The 18,654-nt window shown below is 60.7% G+C and carries 18 protein-coding genes; 15 read left to right on the top strand and 3 right to left on the bottom strand.

All coding sequences use genetic code 11. The features are described from left to right. Nucleotides 1-60: 60 nt before the first annotated feature. The 11 genes from iolE to KL786_RS09285 all read left to right on the top strand — a co-directional run bounded on the left by iolE (nucleotide 61) and on the right by KL786_RS09285 (nucleotide 12,823). Nucleotides 61-954, top strand: a complete 894-nt coding sequence (gene iolE / locus KL786_RS09335; RefSeq protein ID WP_215517418.1) for a myo-inosose-2 dehydratase — start codon at nucleotides 61-63, stop codon at nucleotides 952-954. After that, nucleotides 951-1,745 carry a 5-deoxy-glucuronate isomerase gene (gene iolB, locus KL786_RS09330; RefSeq protein WP_215517417.1) on the top strand — a complete coding sequence of 265 codons (795 nt, stop codon included), beginning with the start codon at nucleotides 951-953 and terminating at the stop codon, nucleotides 1,743-1,745. The genes iolE and iolB overlap by 4 nt, the downstream gene beginning before the upstream one ends. Nucleotides 1,746-1,778: 33 nt before the next feature. After that, on the top strand, nucleotides 1,779-3,710 hold the full coding sequence (gene iolD / locus KL786_RS09325; RefSeq protein ID WP_215517416.1) for a 3D-(3,5/4)-trihydroxycyclohexane-1,2-dione acylhydrolase (decyclizing): 1,932 nt from the start codon (nucleotides 1,779-1,781) through the stop codon (nucleotides 3,708-3,710). Nucleotides 3,711-3,729: 19 nt separating this feature from the next. Beyond that, entirely contained in the window at nucleotides 3,730-4,740 is a 1,011-nt protein-coding gene (gene iolG, locus KL786_RS09320) for a bifunctional inositol 2-dehydrogenase/D-chiro-inositol 1-dehydrogenase (RefSeq protein WP_215517415.1), read from the top strand. Between the two features lie 159 nt (nucleotides 4,741-4,899). Then, nucleotides 4,900-5,946: a Gfo/Idh/MocA family protein gene (locus tag KL786_RS09315; protein WP_215517414.1), complete on the top strand. Its 1,047-nt coding sequence runs from the start codon at nucleotides 4,900-4,902 to the stop codon at nucleotides 5,944-5,946. 366 nt (nucleotides 5,947-6,312) lie between these two features. Then, complete coding sequence (locus KL786_RS09310; protein ID WP_032861079.1) at nucleotides 6,313-7,248, top strand: sugar ABC transporter substrate-binding protein; 936 nt, start codon at nucleotides 6,313-6,315, stop codon at nucleotides 7,246-7,248. Between the two features lie 62 nt (nucleotides 7,249-7,310). Then, nucleotides 7,311-8,849 (top strand): sugar ABC transporter ATP-binding protein, encoded by a 1,539-nt coding sequence (locus KL786_RS09305; protein ID WP_215517413.1) that lies wholly within the window; start codon nucleotides 7,311-7,313, stop codon nucleotides 8,847-8,849. 21 nt (nucleotides 8,850-8,870) lie between these two features. Next, nucleotides 8,871-9,908 carry an ABC transporter permease gene (locus KL786_RS09300; protein ID WP_032861077.1) on the top strand — a complete coding sequence of 346 codons (1,038 nt, stop codon included), beginning with the start codon at nucleotides 8,871-8,873 and terminating at the stop codon, nucleotides 9,906-9,908. Nucleotides 9,909-10,226: 318 nt separating this feature from the next. Beyond that, the gene (locus KL786_RS09295; protein WP_010564800.1) at nucleotides 10,227-10,631 is read left to right on the top strand and encodes a TraR/DksA family transcriptional regulator; all 405 of its coding nucleotides are present in this window, start codon (nucleotides 10,227-10,229) and stop codon (nucleotides 10,629-10,631) included. Nucleotides 10,632-10,811: 180 nt separating this feature from the next. Further along, nucleotides 10,812-12,494: a methyl-accepting chemotaxis protein gene (locus KL786_RS09290; RefSeq protein ID WP_421527568.1), complete on the top strand. Its 1,683-nt coding sequence runs from the start codon at nucleotides 10,812-10,814 to the stop codon at nucleotides 12,492-12,494. A 125-nt stretch (nucleotides 12,495-12,619) separates the two neighbouring features. Further along, on the top strand, nucleotides 12,620-12,823 hold the full coding sequence (locus KL786_RS09285) for a hypothetical protein (RefSeq protein ID WP_215517411.1): 204 nt from the start codon (nucleotides 12,620-12,622) through the stop codon (nucleotides 12,821-12,823). Nucleotides 12,824-12,855: 32 nt separating this feature from the next. Here the strand turns inward: KL786_RS09285 and KL786_RS09280 are convergent, their stop codons facing one another. Further along, on the bottom strand, nucleotides 12,856-13,110 hold the full coding sequence (locus KL786_RS09280) for a hypothetical protein (RefSeq protein ID WP_215517453.1): 255 nt from the start codon (nucleotides 13,108-13,110) through the stop codon (nucleotides 12,856-12,858). A gap of 385 nt (nucleotides 13,111-13,495) precedes the next feature. Between KL786_RS09280 and KL786_RS09275 the strand changes: the two genes are divergently transcribed. The 3 genes from KL786_RS09275 (at nucleotide 13,496) to KL786_RS09265 (ending at nucleotide 15,275) form a co-directional block, all read left to right on the top strand. Further along, nucleotides 13,496-13,945, top strand: coding sequence for a hypothetical protein (locus KL786_RS09275; protein ID WP_032861073.1), 450 nt, complete (start codon nucleotides 13,496-13,498; stop codon nucleotides 13,943-13,945). Beyond that, nucleotides 13,945-14,142, top strand: a complete 198-nt coding sequence (locus KL786_RS09270) for a hypothetical protein (protein ID WP_215517410.1) — start codon at nucleotides 13,945-13,947, stop codon at nucleotides 14,140-14,142. The genes KL786_RS09275 and KL786_RS09270 overlap by 1 nt, the downstream gene beginning before the upstream one ends. A 116-nt stretch (nucleotides 14,143-14,258) precedes the next feature. Beyond that, nucleotides 14,259-15,275: an ABC transporter substrate-binding protein gene (locus KL786_RS09265; protein ID WP_215517409.1), complete on the top strand. Its 1,017-nt coding sequence runs from the start codon at nucleotides 14,259-14,261 to the stop codon at nucleotides 15,273-15,275. 131 nt (nucleotides 15,276-15,406) lie between these two features. On the opposite strand, the gene KL786_RS09260 is transcribed toward KL786_RS09265, so the two are convergent. Both KL786_RS09260 and KL786_RS09255 read right to left on the bottom strand, forming a co-directional pair. Then, nucleotides 15,407-17,521, bottom strand: coding sequence for a TonB-dependent receptor (locus KL786_RS09260; RefSeq protein ID WP_215517408.1), 2,115 nt, complete (start codon nucleotides 17,519-17,521; stop codon nucleotides 15,407-15,409). A 95-nt stretch (nucleotides 17,522-17,616) separates the two neighbouring features. Next, nucleotides 17,617-18,006: a DUF2946 domain-containing protein gene (locus KL786_RS09255; RefSeq protein WP_215517407.1), complete on the bottom strand. Its 390-nt coding sequence runs from the start codon at nucleotides 18,004-18,006 to the stop codon at nucleotides 17,617-17,619. A 90-nt stretch (nucleotides 18,007-18,096) separates the two neighbouring features. Between KL786_RS09255 and KL786_RS09250 the strand changes: the two genes are divergently transcribed. Next, complete coding sequence (locus KL786_RS09250; protein ID WP_215517406.1) at nucleotides 18,097-18,534, top strand: DUF3995 domain-containing protein; 438 nt, start codon at nucleotides 18,097-18,099, stop codon at nucleotides 18,532-18,534. Nucleotides 18,535-18,654: the final 120 nt, after the last annotated feature.

The raw sequence follows: 18,654 nt of genomic DNA, 5'->3' as shown, positions 1-18,654 counted from the left end.
CCAGCTCCCACAGAAGCAGATTTCAGCAGCCTTAAGGTTAAAACAATAAAAGGTGCAGCCATGCCCGCAATCCGTATTGGCATCAACCCCATCTCCTGGAGCAACGACGACCTGCCGGCCCTGGGCGGCGAGACGCCCTTGAGCACTGCGCTCAGCGAAGGCAAGGCCATCGGCTACGAAGGTTTCGAACTCAACGGCAAGTTCCCCAAGGACGCCAAGGGCGTGGGCGATGTGTTGCGTCCCTACGATCTGGCGCTGGTCTCCGGCTGGTACTCCAGCCGCCTGGCCCGACGCTCGGTGGCCGAGGAAATCGACGCCATCGCCAGCCATGTGCAACTGCTGCGCGAGAACGGTGCCACGGTGCTGGTCTACGGTGAAGTGGCCGACTCGATCCAGGGCTCGCCGGTCCGCCTGATCGAACGCCCGCGTTTCCACAGTGAGCAGGCGTGGCAGGCCTACGCCGACAAGCTCACCGAGCTTGCGCGTTTTACCCTGTCCCAGGGCGTGCGCCTGGCCTATCACCACCATATGGGCGCTTATGTCGAATCCCCGGAAGACATCGACACCTTGATGCGCCTCACCGGCCCGGAGGTCGGCCTGCTGTTTGATTCGGGGCACTGTTACATGGGCGGCGGCGAGCCGATCGAGGTGCTGCGCAAGCACCTGGTGCGTATCTGCCATGTGCATTTCAAGGATGTGCGCAAGCCGGTGGTGCAACTGGCGCGCAACCAGATGTGGAGCTTCCCCGACTGTATCGTCAACGGCACCTTCACCGTACCGGGGGATGGCGACATCGACTTCGCCGAGTTGCTGGACGTACTGCTGGGCGCCGGTTACAGCGGTTGGCTGGTGGTGGAGGCCGAGCAGGATCCGGCCGTGGCGCCCAGCTATATCTATGCAAAAAAAGGCTTTGATACCTTACGTGCGCTGTTGGATGCGAGGGCCGGACAATGAGCCTGTTGGTCAAAAGCACGCCGCACGGGCAAACCATGGTCGCGCTGCCAGCAGGCGGCCTGGAGTATGTGGGGTTTGCCGCTTACCGCCTGGGCCTGGGGCAAACGCTGCCGGTCAGTGCCGACGACAAAGAGTTGTGCCTGGTACTGCTCAGTGGCCGAGTGACGATCGAAGGCGAGGGCTTCAGTTGGCAGAACCTCGGGGATCGCCAGTCAGTGTTCGAGGATAAATCGCCGTTCGCAGCCTATCTGCCGCCCAACACGGTGGCCCAGGTGACAGCCCTGAGCGATGTGCAGATCGCCGTCTGTGCCGCGCCGGGCTCTACCGCCGCCGGTCTGGCGCCCCGGCTGATCCGCCCCGAGCACTGCCGGCGCAGCGTGCGCGGCAAAGGGGCCAACACCCGCTATGTCTGCGACATCCTGCCCGACAGCGAACCGGCCCATTCGCTGCTGGTGGTGGAGGTGCGCACGCCGTCCGGGCATTCGTCCAGCTACCCGCCGCACAAGCACGACACCGATGACCTGCCGCACCAGAGCTTTCTCGAAGAAACCTACTACCACCAGATCAACCCATCCCAGGGTTTTGTCTTCCAGCGGGTGTACACCGACGACCGCAGCATCGACCAGGCCATGGCCGTGGAAAACCACGACCTGGTGGTGGTGCCCAAGGGCTATCACCCGGTCAGCGTGCCGTATGGCTATGAGTCGTATTACTTGAACGTGATGGCCGGTCCCAAGCGCGCCTGGCACTTTCACAACGACCCGCAGCACAGTTGGTTGCTGGATCTTTAACAACGCCAAATCCAAAAGACACGGGTGCCAAACATGACCACAACCCGATTGACCATGGCCCAGGCCCTGGTGAAGTTCCTCGATAACCAGTACATCGAAGTCGATGGCGTGCAGAGCAAGTTCGTCGCTGGGGTGTTCACCATCTTCGGCCACGGCAATGTGCTGGGCCTGGGCCAGGCCCTGGAGCAGGACAGTGGCGACCTGGTGGTGCACCAGGGCCGCAACGAACAGGGCATGGCCCATGCCGCGATTGGCTTTGCCAAGCAGCATCTGCGGCGCAAGGTCTACGCCTGTACGGCGTCGGTCGGCCCCGGCGCGGCCAATATGCTCACCGCCGCCGCGACCGCCACCGCCAACCGCATCCCGCTGTTGCTGCTGCCGGGTGATGTGTATGCCTGCCGCCAGCCGGACCCGGTGTTGCAGCAGATCGAACAATTCCATGACCTGAGCATCAGCACCAACGACGCGTTTCGCGCCGTGAGCAAATACTGGGACCGTATCAACCGCCCCGAGCAGTTGATGAGTGCGGCAATCCACGCCATGCGCGTGTTGACTGACCCGGCCGAAACCGGCGCCGTGACCCTGGCCTTGCCCCAGGATGTGCAGGCCGAGGCCTGGGATTACCCCGATTACTTCCTGCAAAAACGCGTGCACCGCCTGGACCGTCGCCCGGCCACCGAAGCGATGCTGCGCGAGGCTGCCGCGCTGCTCAAGTCCAAGCGCAAGCCACTGATTATCTGCGGTGGCGGGGTCAAGTACTCCGGCGCGAATGCGGCGCTGCAAGCGTTTGCCGAGCGTTTTCAGATCCCCTTTGCCGAGACCCAGGCCGGCAAGAGCGCAATCGTCTCCAGCCACCCCTTGAATGTCGGCGGTATCGGTGAAACCGGTTGCCTGGCCGCCAACCTGCTGGCCCGCGACGCCGACCTGATCATCGGCATTGGCACGCGCTATACCGATTTCACCACCTCATCGAAATCGCTGTTCCAACACCCCGAGGTGCAGTTTCTCAACCTCAATATCAGCCCCGGCGATGTCCTGAAGCTCGACGGCGTGCAGGTGCTGGCAGATGCCAGGCTGGGGCTGCAGGAATTGACCGGCGCCCTGGGCGATTACTGCGCGCAATGGGGCGAGCAGCCACGCCAGGCCCGTGCGCAACTGGATGCCGAAGTGGACCGGGTCTATCAGGCGCGCTACACCGACGCCGACTTCACCCCCGAGATCAATGACCACATGGACCCGGCGGTACTGCGCGAGTTTATCGAACTGACAGGCTCCTGCCTGACCCAAAGCCAGGTGTTGGGCGTGCTCAACGACACCCTGGCCGACGATGCGGTAATTGTCGCCGCTGCCGGCAGCCTGCCGGGGGATTTGCAGCGCAGCTGGCGCAGCAAGGGGGTCAACACCTACCACGTCGAGTACGGTTATTCGTGCATGGGCTATGAGATCAACGCAGCCCTGGGCGTGAAACTGGCCGAGCCGGCGCGTGAGGTCTACGCCCTGGTCGGCGATGGCTCCTACATGATGCTGCATTCGGAGCTGGCGACCTCGATCCAGGAGCGGCGCAAGATCAACGTGGTGCTGCTGGACAACATGGCCTTCGGGTGCATCAACAACCTGCAGATGGGCAACGGCATGGACAGCTTCGGCACCGAGTTCCGCTTCCGCAACCCTGATAGCGGCAAGCTCGATGGCGGCCTGGTGCCGGTGGATTTCGCCATGAGCGCGGCGGCCTATGGTTGCAAGACTTATAAGGTCACGACGATTGCGCAACTGCACGCCGCGTTGGCCGATGCACGCGAGCAGAGCGTGTCGACCCTAATCGATATCAAGGTCCTGCCCAAGACCATGATCCACGGCTACCTGTCGTGGTGGCGGGTCGGTGTGGCGCAGGTGTCCACCAGCGCGCGCACCAACGCCTGCGCCAAACAACTCAATGAACGCCTGGCCAAGGCCCGGCAGTACTGACAATAAGAGGAGTGTTGCCATGTCTTTGAAGTTGGGTGTGATCGGTACGGGCGCCATCGGCCGCGACCATATTCGCCGTTGCAGCCAGACCTTGCTCAACAGCCAGGTGGTGGCGGTCACCGATATCAACCTTGAACAGGCGGCCCAGGTGGTGGCGGAGCTGCAACTCAATGCCGAGGTGTACGCCGACGGTCATGCACTGATCAATTCGGCGCAGGTCGAGGCGGTGCTGGTTACCTCTTGGGGGCCGAGCCATGAGGAGTTTGTACTGGCGGCGATTGCTGCGGGCAAGCCGGTGTTCTGTGAAAAGCCGCTGGCGGTCACTGCCCAGGGTTGTCGCCACATCGTCGAGGCGGAAGTGGCCCATGGTAAGCGCCTGGTCCAGGTCGGTTTCATGCGCCCGTACGACCAGGGTTATCAAGCCCTCAAGGCGGTCATCGACAGCGGCCAGATCGGTGAGCCGCTGATGCTGCACTGCGCCCACCGCAACCCGACGGTGGGCGAGAACTACAACACCAGCATGGCCATTACCGACACCTTGATCCACGAACTGGACGTGCTGCGCTGGTTGCTGGCCGATGACTATGTATCGGTACAGGTGGTGTTCCCGCGTAAAACCAGCAAGGCCCTGAGCCATTTGCGCGACCCGCAGATCGTGCTGTTGGAAACCGCCAGGGGCACGCGGATTGATGTGGAAGTGTTTGTGAACTGCCAGTACGGCTACGACATCCAGTGCGAAGTGGTGGGGGAGACCGGTATTGCCAAATTGCCGGAGCCGTCCCAGGTGCAATTGCGCAGCGGCGCCAAGCTGTCGAATGCGATTCTGATGGATTGGAAAGATCGCTTTATCGCCGCCTATGACGTCGAGTTGCAGGCCTTTATCGATGGTGTGCGTGCCGGCCAGGTGGGTGGGCCATCGGCGTGGGATGGCTTTGCCGCAGCGGTGGCGGCGGATGCGTGTATCGAGGCCCAGGGCAGTGGGCAGATCGTCAAGGTCAGCCTGCCGGATCGCCCTGCGTTCTACGGCTAGCGCCTCCCATTTCACAGGTGAAACGCGGTCGTTGTAGGAGCTGGCTTGCCTGCGATGGCGGTAGATCAGTCAAGTATTTCTAACCTGATCCACCGCCATCGCAGGCAAGCCAGCTCCTACATTTTGATGGGGTTTGCACCTCAAGCAAGGAGTTGGTTCATGCGCATCGGACTGGTTGGATACGGCCACGGTGGCCGTTTTTTTCATGCCCCGCTGATCGCCACATTGCCCGGGGCGACGTTTGTCGGTGTGGTGACTCGCTCGCCTGAGCGGCGCCAGCAACTGGCGACGGAGCATCCCGGATTGCCGGCATTCGACAGCATCGCGCAGATCGTTGAGGCCGGGGTGGATGTGCTGGTGATTTCCACCACGCTCAAGGGCCGCCCGGCCCTGGTGCTGGAGGCCATTGAATATGGTGTGGCGGTGGTCAGCGACAAACCGTTTGCCAGCAATGCCGAGCAGGCCCAGGCGCTGATCACCGCAGCCGAACGTGAAGGGGTGAAACTCAGCGTCTACCAGAACCGGCGTTGGGACTCGGATTACCTCACCTTGCGCAAGCTGATCGACGCTGGCGCCCTGGGCACCATCACCCGCTTTGAATCCCGAGTGGAGCGCTACAACCCGCAAGCGGTGGGCAATGCCAGCGGCGGCGGGTTCCTGCGGGATCTGGGCAGCCACTTGGTGGACCAGGCTTTGCAGTTGTTTGGCCCGGTGGAGCGGGTGTTTGCGCAATTGCAGTACAGCGCCGAGCATCCCACGGTCGATCATGGTTTTTTTGTCTGCCTGACCCATGCCAACGGGGTGATTTCCCACCTGTGGGGCAGCGCCCTGCAAAACAGCCAGGCCCCGCGTTTTCGGGTTAATGGCACGGCGGGTTGCTACACCGTCGAGGGCCTGGACGGCCAGGAAGAAGCGCTGATGGCTGGCAAGAGCCCGAAGACCGAAGGCGAGCACTGGGGCGCCGAAGAACATCGGCGCTGGGGCTGGTTTGAGCAAGGGGCGGAACGCGAGCGGATCCCCTCGCAAAAGGGCGCCTGGAACGAGTTCTACCGGCAGTTGCAACGTGCTGTGCAAGGCCTCGGCGCACTGCCGGTGGAGGCCCGGGATGCCTGGGAAACCACACGGGTGCTGGATGCCGCCAGGCTCAGCGCCGAGCACCGGCAAGTGGTAGAGATGGCCGCGGTGGAAGGGGGTGAACGAAAATAGAATAAAATTCTAAAATGAGTTGATATGGAAATTATTTTCCAATAAAGTCATTCCAGGTTGCTGAAAGTCCGTCTCGGCCTTCCTTTCTAAAGGAGCCGCGGGACTCAACAAAAACAAGATAAAAAAACAACCAGGTACCGTCAGATGAAAATCTCCAACGCTGTACTGCAAGTATTACGTTCTGCCTTCCTGCCCCGCGCACGGCCTTTCTATTTCTCTTTTCTCAATGTCCTTTGCGTCGAAAGCAAGGGCGCCCTGGTGTGCTGCATCCCAGGGGCGCCAGTGGTGCGACTGCCTGCTTCAACACCATCGCTCTGATAAACGCTACGTCCAGAAAACCAACAAGAAAGTGGAGACAGACCGTTCATGAAGACTCAGATCCGTTTCGCCCCGCTGGCCTTGGCGATGCTGCTTGCCAGTGGTGTGGCCGCCGCCGCCGATCTCAAGATTGGCGTCAGCATGTCGCAGTTCGACGACACTTTCCTGACCTACCTGCGTGAAGACATGGACAAGCAAGCCAAGTCCTACCCCAAGGGCGACGGCGTGCAACTGCAATTCGAAGATGCCCGCGCCGACGTGGTCAAGCAACTGAGCCAGGTCGAGAACTTTATCAGCCAGAAAGTCGATGCCATGGTGGTCAACCCGGTGGACACAGCCTCTACCGCACGTATCACCAAGGCTGCGGTGGCGGCCGGCATCCCGCTGGTCTACGTCAACCGCCGCCCGGATCAGACCGATCTGCCCAAAGGGGTGGTGACGGTGACGTCCAATGATGTCGAGGCCGGCAAACTGCAAATGCAGTACCTGGCCGAGAAGATGGGCGGCAAAGGCAAGATCGTGATTCTGCTGGGTGACCTGGCCAACAACTCGACGACCAATCGCACCAAGGGCGTCAAGGAGATCCTCGGTCAATATCCGGACATCAAGGTTGAACAGGAGCAGACCGGGATCTGGCTACGGGACAAAGGCATGACGCTGGTGAACGATTGGTTGACCCAGGGCCGCGAGTTCAATGCGGTGGTCGCCAACAACGATGAAATGGCGATTGGTGCGGCCATGGCGTTGAAAACCGCCGGCGTCAAACCGGGCAGCGTGTTGATTGGCGGTGTCGATGGCACGCCCGACGGGTTGAATGCGATTTCCAAGGGTGAGATGGCGCTCTCGGTGTTCCAGGATGCCAAGGGGCAGGCGGTTGGTTCAGTGGAGGCCGCGGTGAAAATGGCCAGGGGCGAGGCGGTCGAGCAAAACGTCGTGGTGCCTTTCCAACTGATCACCCCGGACAATGTTGCGTCATTCAAGTAGCGTTCAATAACAACAATAAGCCTGCAGGGTGATCACCGTCGCCCTGCTGATGGAGCCCCGATATGCTCGCTCAAGCGACGGCTGCGCAGACCGCCGACCTGGAACAACCCTACCTGCTGGAAATCGCCCATATCAGCAAAGGCTTTCCCGGCGTCGTGGCCCTGGACGATGTGCAATTGCGGGTGCGCCCCGGCTCGGTCCTGGCGCTGATGGGGGAGAACGGTGCCGGCAAGTCGACGCTGATGAAAATCATCGCCGGCATCTACCAGCCCGATGCCGGCGAAATCCGCCTGCGGGGCAAGCCGGTGGTGTTTGATACGCCCCTGGCCGCCTTGCAGTCGGGCATTGCGATGATTCACCAGGAACTCAACCTGATGCCCCATATGAGCATCGCCGAGAACATCTGGATCGGTCGCGAGCAGCTCAATGGCCTGCGGCTGGTCAATCACCGGGCCATGCACCGCTGCACGGCCGAGTTGCTGGCACGGTTGCGGATCAACCTCGATCCTGAGGAACTGGTCGGCAGCCTGAGCATTGCCGAGCGGCAGATGGTGGAGATTGCCAAGGCGGTGTCCTATGACTCTGACGTGCTGATCATGGACGAACCGACGTCGGCAATTACCGATAAGGAAGTGGCCCATCTGTTTTCGATCATTGCCGACCTCAAGGCCCAGGGCAAAGGCATCATCTATATCACCCATAAAATGAATGAAGTGTTTGCCATCGCCGATGAAGTGGCGGTGTTTCGCGACGGCGCCTATATCGGCCTGCAACGGGCCGACAGCATGGACAGCGACAGCCTGATATCGATGATGGTCGGGCGTGAATTGAGCCAACTGTTTCCCGTGCGCGACAAGCCCGTCGGCGAACTGCTGCTGTCGGTGCGCGACCTGCGCCTGGAGGGTGTGTTTGAGGGCGTATCGTTTGATCTGCATGCTGGCGAGATCCTCGGTATTGCCGGGCTGATGGGCTCGGGCCGCACCAACGTCGCCGAAACCCTGTTCGGCATTACCCCAAGCGACGGTGGCGAAATCCGCCTCGACGGCCAGGTGCTGCGCATCAGCGACCCGCATCTGGCCATCAAGCAAGGTTTTGCACTGTTGACCGAGGACCGCAAGCTCAGTGGGCTGTTCCCCTGCCTGTCGGTCCTGGAAAACATGGAGATGGCAGTGCTGCCGCACTACTCGGGCAATGGCTTTATCCAGCAAAAAGCCCTGCGGGCCTTGTGCGAAGACATGTGCCAGAAACTGCGGGTGAAAACCCCTTCCCTTGAGCAGTGCATCGACACCCTGTCCGGCGGCAATCAGCAAAAGGCCTTGCTGGCACGTTGGCTGATGACCAATCCCCGGCTGCTGATCCTCGATGAACCGACCCGTGGCATCGACGTCGGCGCCAAGGCCGAGATCTATCGCTTGATTGCCTTGCTGGCCAGCGAGGGCATGGCGGTGATCATGATTTCTTCGGAACTGCCGGAAGTGCTGGGCATGAGCGATCGCGTCATGGTGATGCACGAAGGCGAGCTGATGGGCACCCTGGACCGGGCCGAGGCCACCCAGGAAAAAGTCATGCAACTGGCTTCCGGTATGACGGCAGTCCACTAACGAATAAAAAGGTGACGGGTAATGAACGCGATACTGGAAAGCAAACCCGAGGAAAAGAAGCCCGCCACGGCACCGGTCAAGAGTCGGCGGCGGTTTCCTACCGAGCTGAGCATTTTCCTGGTGCTGATCGGCATCGGCCTGGTGTTCGAATTGTTTGGCTGGATCGTACGTGACCAGAGCTTCCTGATGAACTCCCAGCGCCTGGTGCTGATGATCCTGCAAGTGTCGATCATCGGCTTGCTGGCGATTGGTGTGACTCAGGTGATCATTACCACGGGGATCGACCTGTCCTCGGGCTCGGTGCTGGCGCTGTCGGCGATGATTGCCGCGAGTCTGGCGCAAACCTCGGATTTTTCCCGTGCGGTGTTTCCTTCGCTGACTGACTTACCAGTGTGGATCCCTGTGGTGGCCGGCCTGGGCGTGGGGTTGCTGGCGGGGGCGATCAACGGCAGCATCATTGCCATTACCGGGATCCCGCCGTTTATCGCCACCCTGGGCATGATGGTCTCGGCCCGTGGCCTGGCGCGTTACTACACCGAAGGCCAGCCGGTGAGCATGCTGTCGGATTCCTACACGGCCATCGGCCATGGCGCGATGCCGGTCATTATCTTCCTGGTGGTGGCGGTGATCTTCCACATTGCCCTGCGCTACACCAAGTACGGCAAGTACACCTATGCCATCGGCGGCAATATGCAGGCGGCGCGCACCTCGGGGATCAACGTCAAGCGCCACTTGATCATTGTCTACAGCATCGCCGGGCTGCTGGCTGGGCTTGCGGGTGTGGTCGCCTCGGCGCGGGCCGCTACCGGGCAGGCGGGGATGGGTATGTCCTACGAGCTGGACGCGATTGCCGCGGCGGTGATCGGCGGCACCAGCCTGGCGGGCGGGGTAGGGCGCATCACCGGCACGGTGATTGGCGCGCTGATCCTCGGGGTGATGGCCAGCGGGTTTACCTTCGTGGGGGTGGATGCGTATATCCAGGACATCATCAAGGGCCTGATCATCGTGGTGGCGGTGGTGATCGACCAGTACCGCAATAAGAAGCAGCGCAAGCGTTAAGCTTCAAGCTGCAAGTGCGGCGGGCTTGACAGCTTGTCGCTTGCAGCTTGCAACTTATAGCTGCTTTATGAAAATTCCTGCTATAAACGCACTCCGATTACCGCCTGCCAAGCCCGTCCTGGTGCCTTTTGGGGGGATGTCGGACAAATTGCCTGTCATTTCAGTTGCTGCGCCCTCAAGTCAGCCGTAGACTGCCGCCCCTCGTAAATTGAGTGCCGGGTGGCGCTTGGAATGGACGGCGCCTTGCCGAGACCTGCAGAGGTCGGCCGGAACGCTCCCTTATTCGCCTTAATGCACGTATTTTTTATAGAGAAATCAATGACAAAGGAAAAGTTGCTGGCCATGCCGGCGGATGACTACATGAATGCCGAACAGCACGCTTTTTTCGAGCAGCTGTTGCAAGACATGAAAGTCGAACACCACGAGCGCATTGAGCAGAACCGCATCGCCATTGAAAGCCTGGACACCCCGGCTGACCCGGCTGACGCCGCTTCGGTAGAAGAAGAGCGCACCTGGCTGGTAAACGCGATTGACCGCGACCAGCGCATGCTGCCGCAACTTGAGCGTGCCCTGGAGCGCATCAAGGAAGATTCCTTTGGCTGGTGTGATGACAGCGGCGAGCCTATCGGCCTCAAGCGCCTGCTGATCAGCCCGACCACCAAGTACTGCATCGAAGCGCAAGAGCGCCACGAGCAAATCGACAAGCATCAGCGCCAAGCCTGATCTGTCCGCCCCTGTAGGAGCGAGCTTGCTCGCGAAAGTCGTCAACGATTACACGTGTATTCTGGATAAACGTGTTGTCCCTGAGTTCTTCGCGAGCAAGCTCGCTCCTACATCAGGTGAGCGTCAGCAACCTCATCCCCCAGTCTATTGATCTGCTGCAAGCCCTAACACCAAAGGCCCATGGATAATGGCCAATTAGTGGCGTTTAATGCAGGCACAATAATGACAAACAGTGGGGTGACAAGCATGGCTGGGGATGGATCTCTGATGGGCGCCGCCGTGGTGCCGCATGCGGTGAGCCGCCAACTGCCTGGTTGGGTGACGCCGTTCCTGCAAAGCATCGCCCTGGTGCTGATACTGTTGGGCCTGGCGTTTGCCGAGCTGTCGATCTACCTCTGTGTGCCCGTCGCCCTGCTGCTGGTCTGGCTGCCACGCCTGAAAAAACCGGCCCGCAGCCTTGCGCCTGATGTGGCCGAGGATGCCATGGGCGCGTTGACTCGCGATCTGTCCTACACCACCAGCCATAATGCGTTGTCAGCGGCTGGCGTGGCCTATTCGGTCAAGCAACTGGCGGCCAGGCTGCAATCGCAATTGGGCGCCGCCCAGCAAATCGTCAGCAGTGCCGAAGTGATGATTGGCACCGAGCAACAGACTTCCCAGCTCAGTCGTGAGGCTCTCGGTGCAGCGGGCCAGGCCCATCAGCGCAGTACCGAGGGGCGGGCGGTGCTGGGGGAATCCATCAGCCGCATGCACCAACTCAGCCAGCGCGCCAGCGACAGTCGCCAATTGATCGAGGCCCTGAGCCAGCGCAGCGAAGAGATCCAGCGCGTGACCCTGGTGATTCAGTCCATCGCCAGCCAGACCAACCTGTTGGCCCTGAATGCCGCGATTGAAGCCGCCCGCGCCGGTGAGCATGGGCGTGGGTTCGCCGTGGTGGCCGATGAGGTGCGTGGCCTGGCGGGCCGTACGGCGACCGCCACCGATGAAGTAGGGGTGATGGTCGCGGACATCCAGCAGCGTACAGCCCAGGTGGTGGAGCAAATTCGCCAACTGTCCGTGGATTTGCAGGCTGGCGTCGAGCAGGTGGAGCACGCCGGCGAGCAACTGGAAAGCATTGCCACGCTGGCGGCGGGAGTGGAAGGCCAGGTCAGCGCGATTGCCCAGGGTACCGAGACCAATCGGGTGCAACTCGACAGCCTGTTCCATGCGGTGGAGCAGATGCGTAGCGACTTGATCGTCAGCGACCAGCAGACCCAGCAGTTGGCCCAGGCCGCCGTGCAAATGGAAGGGCAGGCCGAAACGATCAGCGAGCGCCTGGCTGAAGTCGGCCTGGACGACTATCACCAGCGCATCTACGATCTGGCCCGCGAAGGTGCGAGCCGGATCGCCGCGCAGTTCGAGGCGGATGTCCAGCAGAACCGCATCAGCCTCGACGACCTGTTCAATCGCAGCTACACACCGATTGCCAACAGCCACCCGACCAAATATCACAGCCGTTTCGACGGCTACACCGATCAAGTATTGCCCACTATCCAGGAAGCCTTGCTGCCCCGTCACGAAGGCCTGGTATTCGCGATTGCCTGCACGCCACAGGGTTATGTGCCGACGCACAACAAGGCGTTTTCCCAGGCGCTGACCGGCGATGCCCAGGTGGACGCCGTGAACAATCGGACCAAGCGCAAGTTTGAAGACCGCACCGGGATTCGTTGTGGCAGTCACCAGCAGGCCGTGTTGTTGCAAACCTATACCCGTGACACCGGGGAGTTGATGCACGACCTGTCCGTGCCGATCATGGTCAACGGCCGGCATTGGGGCGGTTTGCGCCTGGGCTACAAGCCTGAAGGGCAGGCTGGCGCACAGTAGGTCCAGGCCCGGATTGTTGCGTGTTCTGCAAGGAAGCTTCTACGCCGATAGCTTTTTCCAACGTAGGGAACAGCTTAAGATACCGCAAATTGTTAGCTTGCTAACTAATCATGCGGAGAACTTCCATGCAAAGCAAAGTCGATGTGGCGGTGATGATTGGCAGTGGTGTGCCACCGACCCTGCGTGCGTTGGGCCTGAGGGCCTGCTGGGTGGTGTTGCTCAATGGCGAACAGCGCGGCACGGCCTTCGCCAGCCGTGACGAAGCCCAGGAGTGCCGCGCCGCCTGGCAGGCATTACTGGACCTGGAGCGATCAGATCGCCTGCATTGAGTGCTGGCTACACGCTTTGTTGCAGTCGACGCTTAACGTGTTGTGGTGCAGAGCAGGGCTTCCAACTCTTTGGCCAAGGCGCAAGCCTTGTTGTGATCGCTGCGAAAGCCTTTGATCCGACCGCTGGGAACCTCAAGGATATGAAAAAAATTCCTGCCAGCCGGGACGACCCGATACAGCGCGAAATCCGGGCACACGTTGTTGGCATGCACACTGTAGAATAGCGCGCTATCCTTGCGGGACAAGGTGCCGCAAGCCTGTGTCGGTTGACGTTGAACTCGTTGCATAGCCAGCTCCTGTCGATCTGTTGACCTACGTGCAGCTTTTCGGGTGGTTTTAAGCCGTGTTGCTGTTCTAATATTGTTGTCGGCAGCCCACGTTCGGTTCCATCCAACGTTTTTCCGTTGTTTTTGGCTGTCGGAAACCACCCTTTCAAATGGGGTATTCTCTGAAGTGGGGCGTCCAGTATTCTCTGGCCGATAAACCTGTGATTTCCTGCAATACCTGACGACCTTGTACAAGGCCTGTCCGGCCCGGCTGTACGAGTCTGGCGGGGATCAACTTCAGTTTTTCAGTGTGTCGTGCCGTATCGGCCTTTTTTGTGCTGCCTGCCTGGGCGGGTAGCGCTTTTTTAGATGTGGGGGCGTTTCCTTGGCAGTCAGTAATCTGGATATGCACGCATTGTTCGTGCTGGGTGATTTGCGCGCAAAGTTGGTTAAACAGTTTCAATCGCGGTTTGTTTACATCACGGAACAAACCCCGGAAGGCATTTACATTGCTGAAATCGATACTGAAACAGCGCTGGTGGTAGATGACAAACCGCGTTTGGAACTCAAGGTCGGCGATCATTTTCGTGCGGCAGTGTTGCCCAGTCGTGAAGGTGGCAAGTTCGAACTGAAGTTTCGCGACATCAAGTTGACGGTCTATGGCCTGGGCGACTACGCGTTTGTGTCCACGGCGCAAGGCGAGGGCATTGTGTTCAAGGAAGGCCACAGCGTGATGCTGGTGTTCGCCACCCACGAACAGTTGCAGGAAGGCCTGAGCAAAACCCTCAAGGCTGTGACCGGCAAGGCCGCCAAGTGGCGCAAGGGTGAGCTGGTGACTTTCAAGGCCAGCGAATAATGAGCGAAAGCCGGGCCCGTTTTCACCAGCAGCACCTGGCAGATGCCCAGGCCAAGGCTGCCGAACTGCTGGCTCGCAAAGATGACTTGCAAGGCGCCTGGCTGAACTGGGTGGCCAGTCAACTCTATGCCCTGCGGCCCGCCGAGTACGCCAGCATGGTGCGCCGGGAGCTGCAGCGTTTGCATCAGCAGCCCTGAATACCGGCAACCGTTTGAACCTCTACTACAGTTGCGTGGACTTAATTACTCAGGGGCTTTCGCGGCGTGACAGCAAAGCCATCCGTCATGGCTGTGTAAACGCGAGGTTCAAAGGCATGAAAGCAATTCGAGCGCTGTTGGCAGCGTCCCTTACCACTCTGGGCCTGTCGATGGCGGCCGTACCGGTAGCGGCTGCCCAGGCGCCTATCCACTTTGCCGACCTGAATTGGGAAAGTGGCAGCCTGATCACCGAAGTCCTGCGGTTTATCGTCGAGAAGGGCTATGACTTGCCCACCGACACCTTGCCCGGTACCACCATCACCCTGGAAACCGCCCTGGCCAAAAATGATATCCAGGTGATCGGCGAGGAGTGGGCGGGACGCAGCCCGGTGTGGGTCAAGGCTGAAACTGAGGGCAAGGTGGTCGGCCTGGGCGATACCGTCAAGGGCGCGACCGAAGGCTGGTGGGTGCCGGAATATGTGATCAAGGGCGACCCGGCCAGGGGTATCAAGCCGCTGGCTCCTGAGCTGCGCAGCGTACAGGACCTGGCGCGCTACAAGGACGTGTTCAAGGACCCGGAGGCACCTGGCAAGGGGCGGTTTCTCAACAGCCCTATTGGCTGGACCTCGGAGGTGGTCAACAAGCAGAAGCTCAAGGCGTATGGGCTGGACGCGAGCTACGTGAACTTTCGCAGCGGTTCAGGCGCGGCCCTGGATGCCGAGATTGCCTCGTCGATCCGCCGTGGCAAACCGATCCTGTTCTACTACTGGTCGCCGACGCCGCTGATGGGGCGCTACAAGTTGATCCAGCTGCAAGAGCCGCCGTTCGATGCCGAGGCCTGGAAGACCCTGACCGATGCCGGCAACCCCGACCCCAAGCCGACACGGTCGTTGGCGTCCAAGCTGAGTATTGGCGTGTCCACGCCGTTCCAGCAGCAGTACCCGCAGATCGCGCAATTCTTTGAGAAGGTCGACTTCCCGATTGAACCGCTCAACCAGGCCCTGGCGACAATGAGCGAAAAACACACCCCGCCTCGTGAAGTGGCGCAGGCGTTTCTCAAGGAGCATCCGCAGGTGTGGAAGGCCTGGCTGACAGAGGACGTGGCCGCCAAGGTCGAAGCCAGCCTCAAATAACCGTTCATATGAAGATCAAACTGTGGGAGCGGGCTTGCTCGCGAATGCGCAGTGTCAGTCACCAGATGTATAGACTGACCCACCGCATTCGCGAGCAAGCCCGCTCCCACAGGTTTAACTGCATTCCAGCCTTAGAACTTGGTCTGCACCGCCAACTCGAAGGTACGCGGCGATCCCAGGTAATACGCCGGCGACACATGGGCAAACTGCGCATACACCTCATTGGTCAGGTTGCGCACCCGCCCTGTCACCGAGGTGTGTTGATCGACCTTGTAGGTCAAAAACGTGCCAAACAGGGTGTACGCCGGCACAGTCAGGGTATTGGCGTTGTCGGCATACACCTGTGCCACATAGCGCGCATCCACGCCGCCTTGCCAGGCGGGGGCGATGTCATAGGTCAGCCACAGGTTAGCCACCCGTTTCGGCACGTTGGTCGGCGTATTGCCCTTGCGCGAGACCACCGCGCCGCTGGCGATTTTCTCGTTGAAGTCATCGTATTGCGCATCGACCCAGGCGAAGTTGCCTTCCGCCAACAGCTTGGGGGTAATGCGCAACGAACTGGCCAACTCGATGCCCTTGGACGTCTGTGCGCCCACCGCAAGGCTGCGGGTAGGGTCTTGTGGGTCGGTCACGGCAAAGTCCTTGCGCTCGATGTGGTACGCGGCAACGGTGGCTGAACCGCGACCGTCCAGGTAATCGAACTTGCTGCCCACTTCCCATTGCTTGCCGGTGGACACATCAAACACCTGGGTGGTGCTGGTCGGTTGTTCGGCTGCGGTGCTGTATTGCACATAGACATTGGCCGAAGGGATGAACTGGTAGGTCAGGCCAACGCGTCCGGTGACCGGCTCCCAACGGCGTTTGACGTTAGGTTGATTGTCACGGTGGCTGGTCACGTCCAGGTCGATGGCGTCATAGCGCAGGCCGGTCAGCAGTGACAGTTTGTCGGTCAGGCCCAGGCGGTTCTCGACGAACAGCGCCTTGGTCGTCACTTCGGTGGTCTTGTCCTTGATAAAGCCTGGTTTGGTGCCAGGGAGGTCGTAGAAATGCCCTGGATCGAAATGGTTCGGGTCCACCGTGTTCTTGCCGGGCACGTTCAGCGGGCTGGCGGTGGTGCTGTTGACCTTGTATTCGAAACCGCCGGACCAGGTGGTGGTCAGGCCGAACAGGCTGTTGTCATGGCGCAGCTCGAACTGGTTGCCGTTCTGCTCGCCCTGATGCCGCACCTGATAGGCCGTCGAGCGGTTCACCACGCTGTTGTCGGCGCTGTACTGGTAGGTCTCCAGGTTGCGGTAGTCGCGCTGGCTGTCCAGGTGATAGAGGGTGTTGCGCAAGGTGGTGCTGTCGTTGATCCGGTAGTCGATGATCGAGCGGGCCCAAATTGTCCGCTGTTCGTAGCGGCCATCGGCGACGTTGTAGTTGTTGAAGCGGTTGTGCTTGTCGATCTTCAGCTCGCCGGCCTTGGGGTTGAGCACCGGGGTGCCCCAGTACGGGCTGTCTTCGTGTTCGTCCTGGTACTCCAGGGCCAGGGTGTGGGACAGGTTGGGCGTGAGGTCACTGAGCAGGGAAAAGGCTACGCTCCAGGCCTCGCGTTGCTGGCGGTCGATATGGGTGTGGTTGGTGTTGCGGCTGACATCCAGGCGCGCGTAGTGCTGCACCTCGGCCCCGGGCTCGGTCAGGGCGTGGTTCAGGCCCAGGGCGATGCCGCTGGTGTCGTAGCTGCCATAGTTGATCTGGCCTTCGACGGCCTGTTCTTCGCGGGTGGCGAGCTTGGTCACGTAGTTCAGCGAGCCGCCCACGGAGCCGGCGCCGTTGATCAGCGAGGAGGGGCCGCCCACCAGCTCCGCCCGGTCATAAATCCACGCATCCACTGGCCGTGCGAGGCCACCGGCGACGTTGATGCCGTTGAACATCTGGGTGATCTGGCTGCTGGTAAAGCCCCGGTAGGAGATAAATCCACCAAACCCCGGCGGCGCACTGGCGTTGACCCCGGGCAGGGTGTTGGCCGCATCCTGGAAGGTCTTGGCGCCACGGCGCTCGATATCATTGCGGTCGGCGATGCTGATGGAGGCCGGGGTTTCCCGCACGCTCAAGCCCAGGCGCGAGGCCATGCCGCTGGATTGGTCCAGGGCCAGGCCTGGCTCGTTGCCGGCGGCGCCGTCAATGGTGGTGGGGGCCAGCTCAAGGGCCCAGGCGCCAAAAGGCAGGCAGCCGCACAGGCCCGCCAGTAGAGGTAAATGTTTCATCGATAAATCCTGAAAAGCATGGCTTGGAAGCAACGCACAGCCGTCCGCGCTTCTCAGGGGAAGCAGCGTGGTATGCGGGTCAGAAAGCGCAGGTATCAGGCGTAGGCGGGTGGGGCGCGCGGATTAGCCGCAGGCCAGGTAAAACGGGTGGGAATGTCAGCCGTGACCACCACGGCTGGCGGTGGCGCCTGAGGCTGGGGGAGGACCGCGACGTTAAGGCTGGAGTTGAGCGCCGGGCCCATGCCGCCGGTGGAACACAGCGGGCAACCGAAGGCCTTGGACAGCGTAGGCAGCGACTCATCGCCCGTGTTTACGGGGGCTGGCGCCTGGGTGCGCGGGTCTACGGTACAGAACTGGCCGCCAATGCCGTTGAGCTGCATGCCGACCATTTGCCCATGGCCAATACTGCAGGCGAACACGTTGAACAGGACGCAGCCATAGAGCATCCAGGCAATCAACGAGCGGTCGGCACGGGCGAGTTTCATGGGGCGGCACTTTATCACCAGACGACTAAATGCCTGCAAAAAATCTGAAAAGGACTATCCTCTTTCGAACTTTTTAAGGGGTATCCAGCCATGAGCTTTGTTATTGCGAGGTGGGTTGTCGGGGTATTTGCGTTTATCAGCATGGTCCATGTGTACTGGGCCGCAGGCGGCAAGCTAGGCAGTACGGCGGCGATCCCGCAACTGCCCGGCGAGTTCGCCAGCGGGCCGCGACCGGCGTTCAAGCCGTCGGCGCTGGGCACCTTCCTGGTGGCCGTGGGGCTGGTGCTGATTGCATTGCTGGTGTGCCTGCGGGCGGGGCTGTTTTTTCAGCCGGTGGGGCATCAGGCCTTGCAGTGGGGGATCAGCGCGATTGCCTTGATCATGTTTGCGCGGGCAATTGGGGACTCGGAGCTGGTGGGTTTTTTCAAGAAGGTTGGCGGCTCGCGGTTTGCCCGGCTGGATACGTTTTTCTATTCGCCGCTGTGCCTGGTGTTGGGCACAGGGTTGCTGGTCGTTGCCTGGGCCTGACTGACACAGCACCGTCCAAAATGTGGGAGCTGGCTTGCCTGCGATAGCAGACTGTCAGCTGACACATCAGTGACTGATCTACCGCTATCGCAGGCAAGCCAGCTCCCACATTGTTTACCG

The organism is Pseudomonas sp. TAE6080 (genome assembly GCF_018732265.1).
GTDB classification, from domain to species: Bacteria; Pseudomonadota; Gammaproteobacteria; order Pseudomonadales; family Pseudomonadaceae; genus Aquipseudomonas; species Aquipseudomonas brenneri.
The sequence above is the reverse complement of the archived record's forward strand: the minus strand, read 5'-3'. Positions and strand labels throughout refer to the sequence as shown.

What these genes read in the sequence shown, in the direction of transcription:
- iolE (WP_215517418.1), top strand. Translation starts at nt 61, where the DNA reads ATGCCCGCAATCCGTATTGGCATCAACCCCATCTCCTGGAGCAACGAC.
- iolB (WP_215517417.1), top strand. Translation starts at nt 951, where the DNA reads ATGAGCCTGTTGGTCAAAAGCACGCCGCACGGGCAAACCATGGTCGCG.
- iolD (WP_215517416.1), top strand. Translation starts at nt 1,779, where the DNA reads ATGACCACAACCCGATTGACCATGGCCCAGGCCCTGGTGAAGTTCCTC.
- iolG (WP_215517415.1), top strand. Translation starts at nt 3,730, where the DNA reads ATGTCTTTGAAGTTGGGTGTGATCGGTACGGGCGCCATCGGCCGCGAC.
- KL786_RS09315 (WP_215517414.1), top strand. Translation starts at nt 4,900, where the DNA reads ATGCGCATCGGACTGGTTGGATACGGCCACGGTGGCCGTTTTTTTCAT.
- KL786_RS09310 (WP_032861079.1), top strand. Translation starts at nt 6,313, where the DNA reads ATGAAGACTCAGATCCGTTTCGCCCCGCTGGCCTTGGCGATGCTGCTT.
- KL786_RS09305 (WP_215517413.1), top strand. Translation starts at nt 7,311, where the DNA reads ATGCTCGCTCAAGCGACGGCTGCGCAGACCGCCGACCTGGAACAACCC.
- KL786_RS09300 (WP_032861077.1), top strand. Translation starts at nt 8,871, where the DNA reads ATGAACGCGATACTGGAAAGCAAACCCGAGGAAAAGAAGCCCGCCACG.
- KL786_RS09295 (WP_010564800.1), top strand. Translation starts at nt 10,227, where the DNA reads ATGACAAAGGAAAAGTTGCTGGCCATGCCGGCGGATGACTACATGAAT.
- KL786_RS09290 (WP_421527568.1), top strand. Translation starts at nt 10,812, where the DNA reads ATGGATAATGGCCAATTAGTGGCGTTTAATGCAGGCACAATAATGACA.
- KL786_RS09285 (WP_215517411.1), top strand. Translation starts at nt 12,620, where the DNA reads ATGCAAAGCAAAGTCGATGTGGCGGTGATGATTGGCAGTGGTGTGCCA.
- KL786_RS09280 (WP_215517453.1), bottom strand. Translation starts at nt 13,110, where the DNA reads ATGCAACGAGTTCAACGTCAACCGACACAGGCTTGCGGCACCTTGTCC.
- KL786_RS09275 (WP_032861073.1), top strand. Translation starts at nt 13,496, where the DNA reads ATGCACGCATTGTTCGTGCTGGGTGATTTGCGCGCAAAGTTGGTTAAA.
- KL786_RS09270 (WP_215517410.1), top strand. Translation starts at nt 13,945, where the DNA reads ATGAGCGAAAGCCGGGCCCGTTTTCACCAGCAGCACCTGGCAGATGCC.
- KL786_RS09265 (WP_215517409.1), top strand. Translation starts at nt 14,259, where the DNA reads ATGAAAGCAATTCGAGCGCTGTTGGCAGCGTCCCTTACCACTCTGGGC.
- KL786_RS09260 (WP_215517408.1), bottom strand. Translation starts at nt 17,521, where the DNA reads ATGAAACATTTACCTCTACTGGCGGGCCTGTGCGGCTGCCTGCCTTTT.
- KL786_RS09255 (WP_215517407.1), bottom strand. Translation starts at nt 18,006, where the DNA reads ATGAAACTCGCCCGTGCCGACCGCTCGTTGATTGCCTGGATGCTCTAT.
- KL786_RS09250 (WP_215517406.1), top strand. Translation starts at nt 18,097, where the DNA reads ATGAGCTTTGTTATTGCGAGGTGGGTTGTCGGGGTATTTGCGTTTATC.